The following is an 18,238-nucleotide window of genomic DNA, read 5'->3' as shown; positions in this document are numbered from 1 at the left end:
TCGGACGCGACCGCGGCGGCGGTCGGCGAGTGGCGCTGGACGCGCTCCTCGCCTTCCCCCCGGACGTGGTCCCGCGTCTGCGCGCCTGTCAGCCGGCGTTCGTGTCCTTCCACTTGCCGCTGAAGATGTCCTTGCTGATCTCGCAGGAGGCGATGTTGTAGCCGCCCGACGCGGTGGACCGCGAGATGACCTTGCCGTTGACCTTCAGCCGGCAGGTGACGTGTCCGCCGCCCTGGAGCTGCGCGGTGATCGCGTAGTACTGAGGATTACGGAGCGCCTTGATCACTCTCATGGGCACCTTGCCCTGGGCGTTGGACCCGGCCGGGCCGTACTGGACGTCGGCGCCGCTGGTGCCGGTGACCTCGTAGGTGACGGTCTGCGGCTTCTTCCTGTGGGCCTCGGACTGCGGAGCAGCCGACTTGGCGCCGTGGTGACCGTGCGACGGCGCGGCGGCCGGACCGTGGGCGGAGGGTGCGCTGCCGGACTTGCCGCCACCGGCCGCGGAGATCACGCCGCCGAGGATCACGACGGCGACGATGCCGAGGCAGCCGGCACCGGCGCAGCCCTTGGCCTTGCTCTTCTTCTTCGGCGGTTCCGGGACCTGCGGGTAGGGCGGCTGGGCCCAAGGAGGCGTGGACATGAGTGGGTCCCCCCATGCGGTGCGACGAGAAACAGACAGACGTGAGCCAAGAAGGCGAATGCCGAGAGCACGGAATCCGCGGCCTGATGCACGCTTCCAACCGGAAGCAACATCAGAGAAGCACATGCCTGAAAGCATCGTCAAACAAGTTGACAGATTTGACGACTGCTATAGGTTGTTGCCGTGTCCACCACCCAGAGGCCCAGGACGACCGCCATGCCCCAGCCATCCGCTCAGGTGACGGCCGCCGAGATCTCCCGCATCGCGGGGGTCACGCGCGCCACCGTCAGCAACTGGCGCCGTCGGCACGACGACTTCCCCGCGCCCTCGGGCGGTACGGAGGCCAGCCCGCTGTACGACCTCCAGGCCGTGCGCGACTGGCTGGCCTCACGCGGTCACACCTCCGCGGCCACCCCGTCGGACGAGCTGCGGACGGCCCTCCGCCTGCACGCGCGGGCCGCCGGTGTCGGCACGTCGGACCTGCTGCTCCTCGTCCTCGCGGCGGCCGGCCGCACGGCCGACGAACTGACCGCCGCCGCCCGGCTGCCGGACGCGGACCTCGCCGCTCGCGCCGAGCACGACGCGGCGGGCGTAGCCGACGCCGTACCCGGCTCGGACACCGTCCGCTTCGAGGCGGCCGACGCGGAGGTCCTGCGTGCGCTGTACGCGTGCGTACAGGAGGAGGGCGGCCAGGCCACCCTGCGTGTGCTCGCGGAGCGGGAGCTGGAGGAGAGCGCGGCGAGCGGGGCCTACCGGACACCGACCGCGCTCGCGGACCTGCTAGCGCGCCTGATCCCCGGCCACCCCGAGCGTGTCCTGGACCCGGCCTGCGGCAGCGGCTCCCTGCTCGCGGCCGCCGCCCGTCGCGGCGCGCGCGAGCTGTACGGCCAGGACGTGCTGCCCGTGCAGGCGCAGCGGAGCGCGGTGGGCCTGATGCTGACGGCGCCGGACGCGAAGGTCACCGTGCGCGCCGGCGACAGCCTCCGCGCGGACGCCTTTCCCGACCTCCTCGCGGACGCGGTGCTGAGCAACCCGCCGTACGGGGTCCGGGACTGGGGCCACGACGAGCTGGCGTACGACCCCCGCTGGGCGTACGGCGTCCCGGCCCGCGCCGAGTCCGAGCTGGCCTGGACACAGCACGCCCTCGCCCACCTGACCCCCGGCGGCTGCGCTGCCCTGCTCCTGCCGCCCGCCACGGCGGCCCGTGCGTCCGGGCGCCGCGTACGGGCGGAGCTTGTACGCAGCGGCGCGCTGCGCGCGGTGATCGGACTGCCGGTCGGCGCGGCGGTTCCGCTGCACATCGGGCTCCAGATCTGGGTCCTGCAGCGGCCCGAACCGGGAGGCCAGGAGCGCAGGTCGGTGCTTTTCGTCGACGCGGCGCACGCGGAGACGGAAGCAGCGGGCGGCAGGGCGGCGGGCCCGCGCACGCGCGGCGGGAGCCGCGCCTCCGCCCTGGACTGGCACCGGATCACGGCACAGGTCCTCGGCGCGTGGGAGGCGTTCGACAGCGACCCGGACGCGTTCGAAGGCGAGCCCGGGATCTCGGGAGCGGTCGGCGTGGTCGACCTCCTGGACGACGTGGTGGACCTGGCCCCGGCACGCCTCGTCCGCGCCTCGCGGGCCGAGGTCGACCCGGACCGGTTGTCCGCCGAGGTGGAGGCGACCCGCCGGAACCTCGTGCAGGCCGCACGGTCCCTCGGCGCGGCGGCGGGGTACGAGGACTGGAGCCCGGCCGGAGCCTCGGCCCGGCAGTGGCGTACGGCCACGGCTTCGGACCTCACCCGCGGTGGCGCACTGACGCTGCTGCGGACGGCCCCGGAGGGCGCACGGGGACGCGCGGAGCCCGGCGACGAAGGCTCGGCGGACCGCCCCGTCCTCACCCACGCCGACATCGCGGGCGGGTCGGGCCCGACCGGAGACCCGGCGGAGCTGCGCACGGACACGGCTCCTGTCATCGCCCCGGGAGACGTGCTGGTACGGGCGGCCGCGAGCGGGGGCGGGCCCATGGCCCGGGTGGCGGGAGAGGCGGAGGCCGGCGCACTGCTCGGCCCCCACCTGCACCTCTTCCGTCCGGACCAGGCACGACTTGACCCCTGGTTCCTCGCCGGGTTCCTGGGCGCGGAGGACAACATCGCGGGCGCGTCGACCGGCAGTACGGTGCTCACGGTCACCCCCGGCCGGCTGCGCGTGCCGCTGCTGCCGCTGGAGGAGCAGCGACGGTACGGGGAGGCCTTCCGGCGCGTGCACGAGCTACTGGCGGAAGCGCGGCGGGCCACGCGGCTGGCGGAGGAGACCGTGACGCTGCTGTCCGGGGGCCTGACCGGCGGGCAGCTGCTGCCGTCCCGCGAGTAAGGGGGCACGGCAGCGCACCCGCGAGGGGGCGGCTCCGCACCCTGAGGACAGACCCTCACAGGTTCTTCACCGCGCGGGGTTGATATCTCCGTCCCGCATTCCTTGTACCTGACACCGGTCGTATCCACTACCGTGTCTTCACGCGCGCATCGTGGCTGATCAGGTGCTCGCCGAGAGACCGAATTCGAGGACATACGTGCAGATCACGCCCCTGAACCCCGAGGACCCCGGCTCGCTGGGCGACTTCGAGCTCCTCGGCCGTATCGGCCAGGGCGGCATGGGACAGGTCTTCCTCGGGGAGTCGCCCGGGGGTGAGCCCGCCGCGGTGAAGGTGATCAAGCCAGCAGTCGTGGACTCCCAGTCCCGCCTGCGGTTCGCCCAGGAGATCGAGGTCCTCAAGACCATCTGGGGTCCGCGCATCGCGGCGTTCCTGGGCGCCGACGCGGAGGCGGAGCGGCCCTGGCTGGCCACCGAGTACGTGGACGGCCCGGATCTCGCCCGTCACGTGGAGGCGCAGGGACCGCTGCCGTCCGTCCTCACGGCGGCGCTCGGCGCCGTCCTCGCCGAGGCGCTGTCCGCCGTGCACACGCAGGACCTGCTGCACCGGGACCTCAAACCGGCGAACGTCCTCCTCGGCCCCAACGGCCCGAAGATCATCGACTTCGGCCTGGCCGCCTTCACCGAGTCGCAGGTGTCGCTCACCGCACCCCACCAGGTGGTCGGAACCCCGGTCTGCATGGCCCCGGAGCAGGCGGCCGGCGAGAAGCCGCTGACGCCCGCCGTGGACGTCTACGCGCTCGGCGCGGTGCTGCTGTTCGCCGTGACCGGCCACTACCCGCACCAGGCGGCGACGCCGTACATGGTCTTCCACCTGGTCACCGACCCCGAGTCGGCCCCGGACCTCGCCGACGCGCCCGCCGACCTGGTGCCGCTGCTGAAGGACATGCTGGCCCATCGTGCGCAGGACCGTCCCTCGCTGGCCGAGGTGGTGCAGCGGTGCCGTGCGGTGATCGAGGCGTACGGCCTGAAAATCGCCCAGGCCCGGCGCCGGCTCACCGCCCACACCGCCCGGCAGCACGGCCCGGCGGCGCCGCCGTCCGGGCCCGCCCCCCGGACGGCGCCGCCGCCCACCGTGCCCTTCGAGAACCCTCCCGCGACGACCGCCCCGGCGGCCCCGGCGGCCCCGGCGGAGCCGACGTCCTCCGCCGACGTGGAGGAACCGACTCCCACGCTCCCGGCGGAGCCCGTGCCGCACGAGCCGACACCATCCCCGGTACCCGACGCCCCAGGCCACGGCGCCCCGCCGGACGACTCCCACGGGAAGCGGCCGCCGGCACCGGGGCGTCCCACGGGGCCGCCCCGGCACCGCCCGGAACCGGCGCGCACCCTGCGCCACTCCGTCCAGGCCCGCAGGACGGCGGAGCGCATCCGGGCCGCCTACGCGGCGGGAGCGGCCTTCGCACCGAGCCGGACCCCCTGACCGTGACACAGGCGTACGGCCTCCCCCGACCGGTGCCCGCACCGGCCGCACGGCGACACCGCCGCCGAGCCGGACGCGGTTCCACCCAGCCTTACGACATGACGACCCAGGAGGCACCCGAGTGACCGCCGACCTCACCACGGCCACCACGGCCCCCGCGGCGAGCGACCAGGACGCCCAGTTCCCGCCGGGTGCCCAGATCCTCGTGCGCGACGAGGTGTGGCTGGTGCGCAACGCGACGCGGACCGAGCACGACGGTGCCCGGATCGAGGCCGTGGGCGCCTCGGACTTCGTACGCGACCAGGAGGCGGTGTTCTTCACCGGGCTCGACCGGATCGAACTGCTCGACCCGCGCCGGACGCGCCTGGTGCGGGACGACTCGCCGAACTTCCGCCGCTCGCGGCTGTTCCTGGAGGCGGTGCTGCGCAAGACACCGCTGCCGCAGGCGGAGCGCGGCCTGGCCCTCGCGGACTCCTTCCTCCTGGACTCGCTCCCCTACCAGCAGCGCCCCGCGCAACTCGCCCTGTCGGGCCGCAACCTGCGCCCCCGCATGCTCATCGCGGACGTCGTGGGTCTCGGCAAGACCCTGGAGATCGGCCTCACGCTCGCCGAGCTGATCCGCCGCGGCCGCGGCGAGCGCATCCTCGTCGTCACGCCGCAGCACGTGCTGGAGCAGTTCCAGCACGAGCTGTGGACGCGGTTCGCGATCCCGCTGGTGCGTCTGGACTCGGTGGGCATCGAGCGGATCCAGCGGGAGATCCCGGCCGGCCGGAACCCGTTCACGTACTTCAAGCGCGTCATCGTCTCCATCGACACCCTGAAGAACACCGACCAGTACAAGCACCACCTGGAGCGGATCACCTGGGACGCGGTCGTCATCGACGAGTCGCACAACCTCATCAACAAGGGCTCCCTGCGCAACCAGCTCGCCCGCACGCTGGCGCCGCACACGGACGCCCTGCTGCTGGCCTCCGCGACCCCGCACAACGGTGACGCCCGCTCCTTCGCCGAGCTGATCTCCCTGCTCGACCCGGCGGCGATCCGCGACCCCGAGCACTACCGCGCCGGGGACATCAAGCACCTGTTCATCCGCCGCACCAAGGTCAGCCCCGAGGTGCGCGAGCAGATGAAGGGCCAGTGGGCGGACCGCGGTCCCTCCCGCTCGATCCGGATCACGGCCACCCCCGCCGAGGAGCGGATCTTCGAGGAGCTGGCCGCGGTGTGGCTGCCGTCCGACGGCTCGAAGTCGGTCAGTGACGTGCCCCTGTTCCCGTACACGCTGCTGAAGTCCTTCCTCTCCTCGCACGCAGCGCTGAAGGCCACGGTCAACACGCGCATCAAGACGCTGGAGAAGAAGAACGCCCCGGAGTCGACGGCCGCCGAACGCGCGGCCCTGCACCGGCTCCAGGAGCTGGCGGCGGGCATGACGGAGACGGACTCGGGCAAGTTCCGGGCGCTGCTGGAGCAGCTCCGCGAGATCGGGGTCGGTCCGAAGTCGGACACCCGGGTGGTGGTCTTCTCCGAGCGCGTGCAGACCCTGGAGTGGCTGGCGCGGACCGTGCCGCAGGCCCTCGGTTTCAAGGGGAAGGCCGCCGAGGAGGCGGCTCGGGTGATGCACGGCGGTCTGTCGGACGAGCAGCAGATGCAGTGCGTGGAGGACTTCGGCCTCGCGGACACGCCGGTGCGCATCCTGTTCACCGGCGACGTCGCCTCCGAGGGCGTCAACCTGCACCGCCAGTGCCACCAGCTCGTCCACTACGACGTGCCCTGGTCGCTCATCCGCATCGAGCAGCGCAACGGCCGCATCGACCGCTACGGGCAGGCGCACCAGCCGCAGTTCCGGGCCCTGATCCTCACCAGCTCCGTCGACGGCGCCAAGGACGACACCCTCGTCGCCGAGCGCCTGCTGGAGCGCGAGGCGCAGGCCCACCGGTCCCTGGGCACGGCGGAGGCGGTCTCCGGCCTCTACCGGGCGGAGGCCGAGGAGAAGTCCCTCATCCAGGACCTGCTGCGGGGCCGCACCGTGGACGAGTCCCTGGACACCGACCGCGCCGCCGACACCGGCGACGACGACGCCGTGGACGACTTCCTCGCGGACTTCTTCGGCCCCGTCAACGAGGAACCGGAAGGGGACGGCGCCGCGAACGACGCGGGCGACGGCACCGGATCGGTGCCCAGGGCGCACGTACCCCGGCTGTTCGCCTCCGCCCGCGAGTTCCTGGACGAGGCGCTGCGCGAGGTCTACCCGGACGCCCACGACCGGCTGGACCTGTCCGTCGACCCCGAGACCGGCCTGCTCTCCTTCGTCCCGCCCTCCGACCTGGTCCACCGCCTCAAGGCGCTGCCCCCGGACTACGTGCGCGAGCAGGGCCTGCGCGACCGTCTGAAGGTCACCTTCAACCGGCGGCTCGCCGACAGCAGCCTCACCCGCGCCCGCGCCTCGGCGACGTCGAGCTGGCCCGACATCTCCCTGCTGACCGACCTGCACCCGGTCATGGAGTGGCTCACGGACAAGGTCCTGGTCCGCCTGGACCGCCAGGAGGCACCGGTGCTGACGGCCGACGTGGCGCGGCCCACGTACCTCGTCCAGGGCATCTACTCCAACGCGCTCGGCCGCCCGACCGTCGTCAAGTGGATGGCGGTCACCGCGGACGGCGAGGTCGACGACGACATGGTGTCGGTCCTGCGCGGCGCGAAGGTCGGCCCGACGATGGCCAACCCGGGCCTCGCCCACGACACGACCGGCCTGGCCGAGGCGATCCCCGGCATCCTGGACACCGCGGAGGCGTTCCTGGAGCAGCGCCGCGAGGCGTGGGACGAACCGCTGCGGGCCCCCATCGAGGAGTACAAGACCCGCCTGGGCGCATGGGAGCAGCCGACACTGACGAGCGGCGGCGCCTCCGGGCCCACGGGCACGGTCACGGGCACCCGCGAACGCCTCGCCTCCCTCGCGGACTCCCTCCTCACCACCGGCCGCCCGATGCTGCGCCTGCTCGCCGTCCTCGCCCCGGCCCACGCCGCCTGACCGATCTCGCAGAGGTTCTTCGAAGATGACGTACGACAGCCTGGTCAACCGCGGCGACTACTTCTCCGCGCACTACCTCGCCGAGGTCCTCCCCAAGGATCTCAAGTCCGGCCTGCTCACCGAGTGGAAGCAGCACGAGGAGGACGCGGCCGGCGCCGAACGCCCCGAGGGCGCGCTGCCGGTCACCCCGCGCGCGGGCCTGCGGGCGCTGCGCCGCCCCTACTTCGCGGCCCGCTCCTACTTCACGCTGGACGAGGAGCGCGCGGCGACCGGCGACGACGCCGTCACGTACGACGCCCCCGAGTGGTGCGAGCGCGTGCACGCGCTGAACGCGGAGGTGCTGCACGCGCTCGGCTTCGACGCCAAGCCGGGCACGATCACCGTCGTGCGCGCCGACCAGTCGTACGAGGTGACCGTCGCGCACGCGGAGAAGGACCTCGTCGCGCTGGACTGCGGCTGGTCGGCCGAGCCGGACGACGCGCTGGACCCGGACGGCGCGGGACGGCTCCTGGAGGAGCTGCGCCTCGACGGCCAGCACACGATCAGCACCGGCTCCAAGCTGGCGTCCTTCCTGTTCGCCTGCGAGGACGCCCCGCGGTACGTCCTGCTGCTGGTCGGCGGTGTCGTCGTGCTCGCCGACCGGGCCGCGTGGGGCGAGGGCCGCTACCTGGCGGTGTCGCTGGACATGGCGCTGGAGCGCAACGACACCAAGGTGGGCGGCGAACTCGACACGGTGGCCGCGCTGTTCGGCGCGGACTCGCTGCGCACGCCGGAGGAGGGCGGCGAGAACCCCCTCGCCTCGCTTCTCGACAAGTCGACGAAGCACGCGGTGGGCGTTTCGAGTGAGCTGCGGGACGGCCTGCGGCTGAGCGTCGAGCTCATCGCCAACGAGGTGCTGGACCGGCTACGCGAGGCCGGCGTCCGCCCGGAGCAGGTGAAGGAACTCCCGGAGCTGGGGCGCCAGTTGACCCGCGAGTCGCTGCGCTACCTGTACCGCATCCTGTTCCTGCTGTACGCCGAGGCCCGTCCCGAGCTGGGCATCCTGCCCTCGGACTACCCCGAGTACCAGCTGGGCTACGGCCTCGGCCGCCTCGGCGAGCTGATCGCCGAGCGCGACCTGGTGGACGAGAAGTCCCGCAAGGGCTTCTACCTGTACGAGTCGCTGGACCTGCTCTTCCGCAAGGTCCAGGAGGGCTACCGCCCGCGCCGCACGCACGGGGTGGACGCGGAGTCGGCGGAGGCCGTGACCGCGAAGACGTCCGAGGATCTGGGCCTGCGCTTCGAGCCGCTGCACTCCAAGCTGTTCGAGCGGGACGCGATCCGGCTGATCGGGCGGGACGCCGTACCCGACCCCCGTGTCGACACGGAGTCCGAGGCCGGTACCGAGGGCGGGGAGCGGTTCGTCGACACCCGCCTGCGCAACGAGACGCTGTACCGGGTGCTGCGCCTGCTGATGCTGACGCGCGGCAAGAGGCGCGAGCGCGGCGGCTTCATCTCGTACGCCCAGCTCGGCATCAACCAGCTCGGCGCGGTATACGAGGGCCTGATGTCCTACTCGGGCTTCGTGGCGGGCGAGGAGCTGTACGAGGTCGCGAAGAACGGCGACCCGAAGGACGGCTCCTGGCTGATCCCGGCGACCAAGGCCGACGAGTACCCCGACGAGGTGTTCGTCCGGCACAAGGACGAGGACACGGGCGTGGAGGAGCGGGTGCGGTACGCGCCGGGCGCGTTCGTGTACCGCCTGTCGGGGCGCGACCGCCAGACCTCGGCTTCGTACTACACGCCGGAATCCCTGACCCGCGTGACGGTCCAGCTCGCGTTGCAGCACCGCCTGGACCAGGACGACACGGTGACCGAGGCGCGGGAGCTGCTGGACTGGAAGATCTGCGAGCCGGCGCTCGGCTCGGGCGCGTTCCTCAACGAGGCGATCAACCAGGTCGCGGCGGAGTACCTGCGGCGCCGCCAGGACGAGCTGGGCGTCGCCATCGACACCGAGAAGTACGCGGTCGAGCTGCAGAAGGCCAAGGCGTACATCGCGCTGCACAACTCCTACGGCGTGGACCTCAACGACACGGCGGTGGAGCTGGCGGAGGTGTCGCTGTGGCTGAACACGATGCATCCGGGGATGGAGGCGCCGTGGTTCGGGTTGCACCTGCGGCGCGGCAACTCGCTGATCGGTGGGCGGCGAGAGGTGTACTCCGCCGAGCGCCTGAAGAAGGGCGGCTGGCTGGGTACGACTCCGGAGCGGTTCCCGCTGTCGGAGGCGCTGGCGGGGGCGTCGCTGCCTGAGGGCGCGGTGCACCACTTCTTGCTTCCGGCGAAGGAGTGGGGCGCGGTGGCGGCCGAGAAGGAGGCCAAGGCGCTGGCTCCGGCGGAGTCGAAAGCGCTCGCGGCCTGGCGGAAGGCGATCACCAAGTCTCCGAGTGCGACGCAGACCAAGCGGTTGCAGGGGCTGGCTCGGCGGGCGGAGTACCTGTGGGGGCTGGTCGTGCGCCGGCTGGAGATCTCCGAGCGGGAGATCTCGCGGCGGATTGATGTGTGGGGGGCGGAGGACGGCTGGCTGCGGTCGCCTGAGGTCGCGGTGCCGAGGGAAGAGGTCAAGGAGGACCTGGAGGCGGTCGACACGCCTTACTGGCGCCTGAAGACGCTGATGGACGCGTGGTGCGCGCTGTGGTTCTGGCCGGTGCAGGAGGCTGCGCTGCTGGATGGTACGCATGAGGCGTATGTGCGGGCGGCGGAGGTTGCGTCGCAGTCGGGCGAGTGGGTCGTGTCGACGGCTCTGGCTCCGGCTCCCGTGCCGGGTCAGGCGGGCGCGCCCGCACGGGAGACGTACGAGTCGGAGGATCTGTTCGGCGAGGTCAAGGTCGTCGAGGTCAAGTCGAAGGGCACGCGGGGCGGCAGCCGCAAGGAGCAGATCCGTGGTGAGCGACGCCCGGTGATCGCGCTAGCCTCACTGGACGACTGGCTGGACTTCGCCGAGTCGCTGTTGGGCACGCAGGACGTGGCTGCGGACTCGCTGGTGGCCCAGTTCGACACGCTGGACGAACTGGAGCGATACGAGGACGAGTTGCCCGAGTGGATGGGCATGGAGCGGTTCTACTCGCTTGAGTCGCGGTATCCGTGGGCGGGGGTGGCTCGGGATGTGGCTGAGCGGCAGGGATTCTTTCACTGGGAGTTGGAGTTCGGGCAGGTCTTCGCTACTGCAGGCGGGTTCGACTTGCAGGTGGGGAATCCGCCTTGGGTGCGGCCAACTTGGCAGGAGGACGGTGTCCTTGCCGAGATGGAACCATGGTTCATGTTGACCGAGAAGTCCACCGTCGCTGAAAAGCGCCTACGCAAGAATGAGGTGTTCGACACCGTCGGTTCGCTCTTCTTTCTGGAAGAGCTGGCCTCGAACGTCGGCACGGTTTCCAGCTTGCGCAGCGCGACGACTTACCCGCTGTTGAGTGGAACCCAGCCTGATCTCTACCGGGCCTTCATGTGCCGCACTTGGCTGAACAGTTCCCTTGCAGGCATGTCGGGGCTAATCCATCCGGACAGTCATTTCGGCGGGACACGAGAAGGAGCATTTCGTGCAGCAACCTATCGACACCTCCGGTTCCACGCACACTTCTGGAACCAGCTCCGCATCTTCCCCGAAATCAAGGAGACCCGCCAGTTCTCAGTAAACGTCTATGGCCAGAGCTCTAGAATTTGTTTCCCTCATGTGAGCTGGCTCTTCAGCGCGGACACGCTTACAGGTTCCATTTCTCACCCGGGATCCGGTGACCTTCCTGGCATCAAGCGAAACGGCGAGTGGGAACTGAGACCCCACCGAGCGCGCATTGTCCAAGTAGACATCACGAGACTTTCGGAGTGGCAACGTCTCTCCGGCGAGACCGACACCCCTGTTGATCAAGTAGCGCTACTCTACCCGGTAACGGATGCGGAGGAAGATGCGGTCGCCGCGCTCTCTGCCGCAGGCTTCCGCCTCAGCTCGCACAACCCGCACATCGGCCAGGGATATCACGAGACCATGTCGAAGAAAGACGGGATAATTCGCTGGGCTGAAGGTGCCCCGAACCAGCTCTCCGATACCATCTTGCAGGGTCCTCACTTCGGCATCGCCACCCCGATCGAAAAGCAGCCGAATCATCCACTGCGAAATCACAACGACTACTGCGACTATCACCTCCCGTCCCTTGCACCTCACATCGTTCCGCGCACCAACTATGTACGTGCTTCCGACCTGACGGCGTTTCGAGACGCCCAAGACGACTGGGGGGGGCGGAGCTACACAGAGTACTTCCGTCTGGCATGGCGCAGAATGATCGCTTTCGACGGCGAGCGCAGCCTCTTCGCTGCCCTTATCCCACCAGGCCCTACCCACGTCAACACCGTGCAGTCCATGGCCCTTGCCGACAACCGCCTGACCACCCTGAACGCAGGATTCTGGGCGGCGCTACCCTTGGATTACCTCTTGCGCATCACGGGCCGCGCAGACCTGACTCCAGCCGGCGCCAAAGTCATGCCAGCGCCCACAGCCGATCACCCACTGGCGGACCCGCTCCTGCTTCGCACTCTCCGCCTCAACGCCTTGACAAATTCCTACGCACCTCTCTGGGAGGAGCTCTTCCACCCCACCTGGCCAACCTATGAGGACTGGGCCAATCCAGGATGGCGCAACCTCAAGCCACTCGCGACGCACCTCCAGACAGTCTGGGAGTACGGCACCCCCCTCCGCACGGAGTACGAGCGTCGCGCCGCCCTCGTCGAACTCGACGCTCTTGTCTCAGTTTGGCTCGGCATCAGCGCAGATCAGCTGGTAACCATCTACAGGTCCCGCTTCTATATTCTCGCCCAGCGCGAATCCGAGATGTACTTCGACACGAATGGCCGCAAGATCGCGGCAAGCCACCACACGTACGGGCACGGCCAAACCAAGCAGGATTACCTCGACCTCCTCGCCCACCTGGAGAACCCGGAGACCACCCCGCCCCCCGAGGGCTACACCGCTCCGTTCTATAAGGCCGACCGCGAAGCCGAGATGCGCGCCGCACACGCCCACTTCCAAGCACGCCTGGACAAGGAGATCGCCGCAGGTCGCTGAACTCCGCTGAGGAGCCGCGAAGTCTGAGAGCCGTGCCTCACATGACGGCGGTCGGCGCTTCCATGAGGGATGCGCCGACCGCCGCGGGCAGCCGTACAAACTCACATCGCTTCAAGCAACGCAGACCACGCCGCCGAACCGACCCTCAACACAGACCCAGCCTGCCCCGCCTGCTTCGAGTCCCGCACGTGAACGGCACCGCAAGCGACAGCGACCTCCACGCACTCGCCACCCTCGCCACTGCTGTAGGTGCTCTTGTGCCAGACCAGTTCACCGTTCGTCTGCGCTTCGTTCACGGCGTTCATTGCTCTCCCAGTAGCTTCTCGACGAGTTGCAACGACTCGCGGGGCGTCAGCGCCTGCGCCCGGAGGATGCCGTACTGCTCCTCGTACTCACGCACCGAACCTCGCTCGTGGAGGAGACGGCTTTCCTTCTGCACCTCCACGTAGGCGATCCTCTGGCCTTTGACCGTTTCGATCAAGGTGAACGGTCCGGCCAGTGCGGCATGTTCAAGGACCTCTGTCGGCATGACCTGGATCTCGACGTTCCGGCTCTGCCCACGAAGGTAGATCTGTTCCAACTGCCCATGCCAGACGCTCCATCCGCCGATCGGTCGCCGCAGCACCGTCTCCTCGATCACGAAACTGATCGTCGGCAATGGCCTGCGGTCGAAGATCTCCTGCCGGGCAAGACGAGCCGCCACCCGCTCGGAGATGACCGTCTCGTCCAAGAGGGGGCGCCGCGCGTCGAACACCGCCCGCGCATACTCCTCCGTCTGCAACAACCCCGGCACAGCCTGGTTGGCGTACACATGCAGCTCGACCGCCTCCGCCTCCAGCTTCGCCGCGTCCCGGAAGAACGCCGGGTACCGAGCCCGCGCCACCTCCTCCTTCATCACCGTCAGCAGCCCGCCAGCCTCCAGCACCGCATCCGCCCGGTCGATGAACTCCGGTCTAGGGATGCGCCGCCCCAGCTCCACCGACGTGACCATGTCCTCGCCGTACCCGAGCTGCGCACCCAACTCCGCCCGCGTCAGACCCCGGCTCGTCCTCAGCAGCCGCAACTGCTGCCCGAAGCACCGGAGGATGCCCGCCTCGCTCTCACCACCATGAGCAGTCACCGGAGACCTCTCACCTCACCCCGTACACAGCGCCCGCACCGCATCCCGCCGCAAGCACCACACCCACCGTCACCTACGGCGCACTGTAGGGATACGCCGCGCACCTGTCCCGCCGCTCGCAGCCAAGTCCCCCGTACCGCGTACGAGCGTCCGTCCCCCATGTACAGCGCCCCCTTGTACGCCCTCCCCCGCGTGACGCACCACGGCACCGGTCGCCCGACGACACGCTAAGGTTCCGCCTCAAGGGGAGGGCAGAGCGGCCGTTGTACCGCTCGCCGAATCAAAGACGGCGGAGGGGTGCCCGCACCCCTCAGCTCAGCCGGCCGCGTGAAAAGCCTGGGGAGAACGCGCCATGACAGACGCTCCAATGCACGCTGCCGGCACCCACACGGACGAAGCCGACCGAAAGGTCGTCGAGCAGGAGCAGGACGAGATCAAAGACTTCGTCATGGGGCTGAGCGCTGACAACATCAAGCGGGCAACTGGTTCACCAAGCTCGCCGGTGAAGAGACGAGGGAACATGACCGAACCGCACCAGAGCCTGGGCGGCGAGGAGCCGTCCCGGGCCAGCTACCTGCTCGATGGCCGCCGGGTCCAGATCTCCGACTTGCTGCGGCATGGGCTGCTCAAGGAGGGGGATACCCTGACCTTCAATCGGCCGCAGATCGGCGCCAGTTACGAGGCCACGGTCACCGCCAAGGGCTGGCTCCGCCTCGAGAACGGCGAAGAAGCGCGCTCCCCCTCCCGGGCCGCTTACATAGCCGCAGGCGGGGGCGCCTTCGCCGGCTGGCACGCCTGGGTGCTGAGTGACGGCCGTTCTCTCTCCCGGCTACGGCAGCAACTGTTGGACATGTCGGCCTCTGAGGTCAACGCCCACGGCAGGGAGCACTCGACGCCCAGACTGTTCCTGTCGCCCGCCGAGCGGCACGACCGACTCAAGGCGGCCGCGGAACTGGCGGAGGCGGGCCAGCCGCAGTCGATGTCCGTGCAGGAACTGCTGAGCTGGTGGGGGGCGACAGGACGCGGCGCGGTCAACGACCATATCGAGGCGGAACTCGCCAACCACGGCATGGTCACCTCACCGGGCTTCGACAAGGTGCCGCTCACCACGACCGTGCGACTGGTGAAAGAGGCCGCTGAAGAGGAGAAGGACGTCGACTCAGCCCCGGAGTCCCCCTTCAGGATGCTGACCGGCCTGCCCGCGGATGCCGCGTCGCCGGAGACAGGGCTGACCGTGGGCACGCTTCCCTCGGCGCTCGGGGACGCCGTGGTGAGCGTGAAGCCGACCGCCACCTTCGAGGAGGCGATCACGCTGATGACCCTCTATGACTTCTCGCAGCTTCCCGTACTCACCAGCCCTCATAACCTGCGTGGTGCGGTCTCCTGGAAGTCCATTGCGAGGGCCTGGCACGCCGACCCAGACGCACCGTTCTCCCACGCCGTAGTGGAGCCCCACGTCGTCCGCTACGACCATGACCTGATAGACGTCCTTCCCATGCTGGCCGAGTCGGACTTCGTACTCGTGAAGGACCAGCAGAACAAGATCGCCGGTATCGTCACAGCGGCCGATGTCGCCCAGGCCTACGGAGACCTCGCTAGCCACTTCCTGATAATCGGCGAGATGGACCGCAGGCTGCGGCAGATCATCGCGGGAACCTTCACGCTTGAGGAGGTCAGCGCCCTATGCGATCCGGATGAAGAACGTGTCACCTCCTTCGGTGATCTCACGGTGGGCGACTACCAGCGCGTACTCGAAAATCCTGAGCGCTGGGAGCAGTTGGGCTGGCGTCTCCACCGGAAGACGTTCATCGACTGGCTGGAGGAGGTCCGGAAGATCCGCAACAACGTCATGCACTTCAACAGCAGCGACCCGCTGCCAAAGGCAGACGTGGACAAAATTCGTAATCTCAACAAGCTCCTGCGTGATTACGGGGAGTAGCTGTAGTCGGCGTTCATGGCTCCCGGCATCCTCTCGAAGAGCCCCAGCGACTCGCATGGAGTCAGAACCGGAGCACGCAGCTCACGCCCAGATTCCCCCATGCCACGTACGAGCGTTTGCCCGCCCCCGGTACAGCACCCCCTGCACACCCTCACCCGCGTAACGCACCACGGCACCGCTCGCCGACCGACACGCTAGGGTTGCGCCCCAACGGGATTAATGGGAACGGGCGTTGTACCGCTCGCCGAATCAATGCGCGGAGACGGCAGCAGGGGTGCCCGCACCCACAGGCCAGCCGACCGCGAAACAGTCTGGGGGGAACGCGCCATGACAGACGCTCCGACGCACGCTGCCGACACCGACACGGACGAAGCCGACGACGCTGCCGACCGGAAGATCGTCGAGCAGGAGCAGGACGAGATCAGGGGCTTTGTCAAGGGTCTGAGCGCGGACGACATCAAGTCGGGCAACTGGTTCACCAAGCTCGCCGCCCACGCCATGAACTCGTACACCCAGAAGGTCGACTGGCAGTACTTCCAGGACCGGTACGCGGGCGTGCCCGCGGATGCCATCGTGGATCAGCGGATCAAGATGGCGGCCCGGTACGCCGCGCTCGAAGGCGGGCTCTCCGCCGGGGCCTACACGGCGACCGTCGCCGCCACCATCGGGAGCCTCGGCGGTGCTTCACCGGCGACCGTCCCCGCTGCCGTGGCGACCATGATGGTCGACGTCGCGTTCACCACCCAGCTCCAACTCCGCCTGGCCTACGACATCTCCGTCCTCTACCGGATCCCGCTCGACGTGCACGACCCCGAGGACCTGTGGAAGCTCATCCGCGTGGCCTTCACGATCAAGAGCGGGGAAGCGGCCCGTGAGGGTGTCGCCAAGGCGGTCCCGGCCCTCGTGCGGCCGTTGGTCAAGCGCTTCTACTCAGGATCGGCGATCACCGCCGGGAAGGCGCTCCCCGTCGTCGGGAAGCACCTCCTGCAGCGCAACGTCATCAAGATCGGCATCCCACTCGTCGGCGTCCCCCTCGCCGTCCTGCTGAACCGCTACACCACGCTCCTCGCCGGCCGGCACGCGCGGGCCGTGTTCCGGAACGAGGCGCGGGTGATCGAGATCGCCGGGGGAATCTGCGAGCGCAGTCGCCACCCGCAGTTGCTGCTGTGGGTCGCGTGGCTCGTGCTCAGGACGAACGCGAAGGCCAAGATCGCGGACGACGAGGCGCTGCTGATGCGGCATCTCGTGCGGCTGGTCCGGGAGCGGCACGAGGTGGTCGACGAGAGGCTGGCGAGCGTCGTCGACATCGACCCCGCCGAGGTGTGGAAGCGCGTGGACGCCGAGCCGGGTGATCTCGGTGACGTCCTCGACGCGGCGGAGCGCGTGGCCACCGTGGACGGTGACGTCAACTCCCGTGAGAAGGCCATCCTCGCGGAGCTTCGGGAGCGGTGCCACCGCGGCTGACGCCGTCGTGCGGCACCGCCCGCACGCCACTCCCCCGGTGCGGCCCAACGCCGTGTACAGCGCACGGCCGTACAGGCGTCGCTCCTGGTGACACGCCCGATACGGCCGCGACGCTGGCCGCATGCACACGACGCTCTTCCCTCTCCCCGGCCCCACGGGGACGAACGAGTTCGCGATGGCGTTCACGTCCACCCCGCGGGGCGCCCGCCTGGCCCGGCGGTTCGTCTCGCACTGCCTGGACGCCTGGGGCCACCCCTACGACAGCGAGGTCAACGAAGCGCTGACGCTGATCACCGCCGAGTTGAGCGCGAACGCCGTACGGCACGGCCGGGTTCCGGGGCGGGACTTCCACGTGCGGCTGACCACCGAGGTCGGGGGTGAACTCCGCCTGGAGGTCTCGGACACCCGCGCCGAACGCCGGCCCGTCGTCACGGCCGCCGGGGACCTTGACGCCGAGTCCGGCCGCGGCCTCCTCCTCGTCACCGCTCTGGCCGACGACTGGGGCGTCACCGACCGCCGCCACGGCCCCGGCAAGACCGTGTGGGCGTCCGTGAGAACAACCCAGACCCCTGCCGGGTGAGCACGTCGGACGGTCTGCACCGTCCTGAAGGTCGCGCCGTGGTCAGCCGCGCTCTTCGTACCGGTAGTTGTAGTAGTCCTTACCGCCCACCAGTACCGACGTGACGTACCTCGGCAGGCCGTGGGCGTCCCGTTCCACCTCCTGGGAGGTCTGCCGGGTGAAGCCCAGCGAGACCCCCGGGATCACCGGGTACTCGGGCTCCGAGGTGTCGACCGTCCAGCCCCGCTCGGTGGCGCGCCGGAAGAGGTCCGCGGCCGGGGTGGTGAACACCTCGTCCCCTTCGAGCAGGACGCGCGTGCTGGACGTGCGGCCCTCGCCGGGCCACCACAGCTCGACCGCGGTGACCTGGGTTCCGCCCTCGGCCAGGGCCTGTACGCCGACGTGGTCGAGGGTCCAGGACGCCTTCGCGGAGTTCCGGCTCGGGCGCCGCAGCACGCGGGGCTCGCCCCAGCCGGACGCCGCGGCGACCGCCTCGTCGAGCGTCATGCCCAGCAGGATCGGCGCGACTCCGCGCGGCGGGTCGAGTACCAGATCCATTGCCTACCCCTC

11 protein-coding genes are annotated in these 18,238 nt (G+C 69.8%); 7 read left to right on the top strand and 4 right to left on the bottom strand.

Translation table 11 applies throughout. The annotated features are described in order from the left end of the window. Positions 1 to 88: 88 nt before the first annotated feature. Positions 89 to 640 carry a hypothetical protein gene (locus tag ACFYU0_RS15015; protein WP_389301076.1) on the bottom strand — a complete coding sequence of 184 codons (552 nt, stop codon included), beginning with the start codon at positions 638 to 640 and terminating at the stop codon, positions 89 to 91. Between the two features lie 216 nt (positions 641 to 856). On the opposite strand from ACFYU0_RS15015, the gene ACFYU0_RS15010 reads away from it, so the two are divergent. The 4 genes from ACFYU0_RS15010 (at position 857) to ACFYU0_RS14995 (ending at position 12,586) form a co-directional block, all read left to right on the top strand. Next, entirely contained in the window at positions 857 to 2,992 is a 2,136-nt protein-coding gene (locus tag ACFYU0_RS15010) for an N-6 DNA methylase (protein ID WP_389301897.1), read from the top strand. A gap of 196 nt (positions 2,993 to 3,188) precedes the next feature. Beyond that, positions 3,189 to 4,472, top strand: coding sequence for a serine/threonine-protein kinase (locus tag ACFYU0_RS15005; RefSeq protein WP_389301074.1), 1,284 nt, complete (start codon positions 3,189 to 3,191; stop codon positions 4,470 to 4,472). 121 nt (positions 4,473 to 4,593) lie between these two features. Further along, positions 4,594 to 7,497 carry a DEAD/DEAH box helicase gene (locus tag ACFYU0_RS15000; RefSeq protein WP_389301072.1) on the top strand — a complete coding sequence of 968 codons (2,904 nt, stop codon included), beginning with the start codon at positions 4,594 to 4,596 and terminating at the stop codon, positions 7,495 to 7,497. Between the two features lie 25 nt (positions 7,498 to 7,522). Next, entirely contained in the window at positions 7,523 to 12,586 is a 5,064-nt protein-coding gene (locus ACFYU0_RS14995) for a class I SAM-dependent DNA methyltransferase (RefSeq protein WP_389301069.1), read from the top strand. Positions 12,587 to 12,687: 101 nt separating this feature from the next. On the opposite strand, the gene ACFYU0_RS14990 is transcribed toward ACFYU0_RS14995, so the two are convergent. Further along, a complete protein-coding gene (locus tag ACFYU0_RS14990; protein WP_389301067.1) occupies positions 12,688 to 12,891 on the bottom strand; it encodes a DUF397 domain-containing protein in 204 nt (67 codons plus the stop codon). After that, a complete protein-coding gene (locus ACFYU0_RS14985; RefSeq protein WP_389301065.1) occupies positions 12,888 to 13,706 on the bottom strand; it encodes a Scr1 family TA system antitoxin-like transcriptional regulator in 819 nt (272 codons plus the stop codon). Before ACFYU0_RS14985 ends, ACFYU0_RS14990 begins: the two co-directional genes overlap by 4 nt. 352 nt (positions 13,707 to 14,058) lie before the next feature. Between ACFYU0_RS14985 and ACFYU0_RS14980 the strand changes: the two genes are divergently transcribed. From ACFYU0_RS14980 to ACFYU0_RS14970, 3 genes are all read left to right on the top strand, one after another. Then, complete coding sequence (locus tag ACFYU0_RS14980) at positions 14,059 to 15,645, top strand: CBS domain-containing protein (RefSeq protein ID WP_389301062.1); 1,587 nt, start codon at positions 14,059 to 14,061, stop codon at positions 15,643 to 15,645. Positions 15,646 to 15,972: 327 nt separating this feature from the next. Beyond that, positions 15,973 to 17,109, top strand: a complete 1,137-nt coding sequence (locus ACFYU0_RS14975) for a hypothetical protein (protein ID WP_389301058.1) — start codon at positions 15,973 to 15,975, stop codon at positions 17,107 to 17,109. Positions 17,110 to 17,230: 121 nt separating this feature from the next. After that, positions 17,231 to 17,689 (top strand): ATP-binding protein, encoded by a 459-nt coding sequence (locus ACFYU0_RS14970; RefSeq protein ID WP_389301055.1) that lies wholly within the window; start codon positions 17,231 to 17,233, stop codon positions 17,687 to 17,689. Between the two features lie 42 nt (positions 17,690 to 17,731). Here the strand turns inward: ACFYU0_RS14970 and ACFYU0_RS14965 are convergent, their stop codons facing one another. Continuing rightward, positions 17,732 to 18,226 carry a hypothetical protein gene (locus ACFYU0_RS14965; protein ID WP_389301053.1) on the bottom strand — a complete coding sequence of 165 codons (495 nt, stop codon included), beginning with the start codon at positions 18,224 to 18,226 and terminating at the stop codon, positions 17,732 to 17,734. Positions 18,227 to 18,238: the final 12 nt, after the last annotated feature.

This window comes from Streptomyces sp. NPDC003720 (assembly GCF_042875075.1).
Taxonomy (GTDB): Bacteria; Actinomycetota; Actinomycetes; order Streptomycetales; family Streptomycetaceae; genus Streptomyces.
The sequence above is the reverse complement of the archived record's forward strand: the minus strand, read 5'-3'. Positions and strand labels throughout refer to the sequence as shown.

Coding starts and splice junctions, on each gene's coding strand:
- ACFYU0_RS15015 (WP_389301076.1), bottom strand. CDS start 640: ATGTCCACGCCTCCTTGGGCCCAGCCGCCCTACCCGCAGGTCCCGGAA.
- ACFYU0_RS15010 (WP_389301897.1), top strand. CDS start 857: ATGCCCCAGCCATCCGCTCAGGTGACGGCCGCCGAGATCTCCCGCATC.
- ACFYU0_RS14995 (WP_389301069.1), top strand. CDS start 7,523: ATGACGTACGACAGCCTGGTCAACCGCGGCGACTACTTCTCCGCGCAC.
- ACFYU0_RS14990 (WP_389301067.1), bottom strand. CDS start 12,891: ATGAACGCCGTGAACGAAGCGCAGACGAACGGTGAACTGGTCTGGCAC.
- ACFYU0_RS14980 (WP_389301062.1), top strand. CDS start 14,059: ATGACAGACGCTCCAATGCACGCTGCCGGCACCCACACGGACGAAGCC.
- ACFYU0_RS14975 (WP_389301058.1), top strand. CDS start 15,973: ATGACAGACGCTCCGACGCACGCTGCCGACACCGACACGGACGAAGCC.
- ACFYU0_RS14970 (WP_389301055.1), top strand. CDS start 17,231: ATGCACACGACGCTCTTCCCTCTCCCCGGCCCCACGGGGACGAACGAG.
- ACFYU0_RS14965 (WP_389301053.1), bottom strand. CDS start 18,226: ATGGATCTGGTACTCGACCCGCCGCGCGGAGTCGCGCCGATCCTGCTG.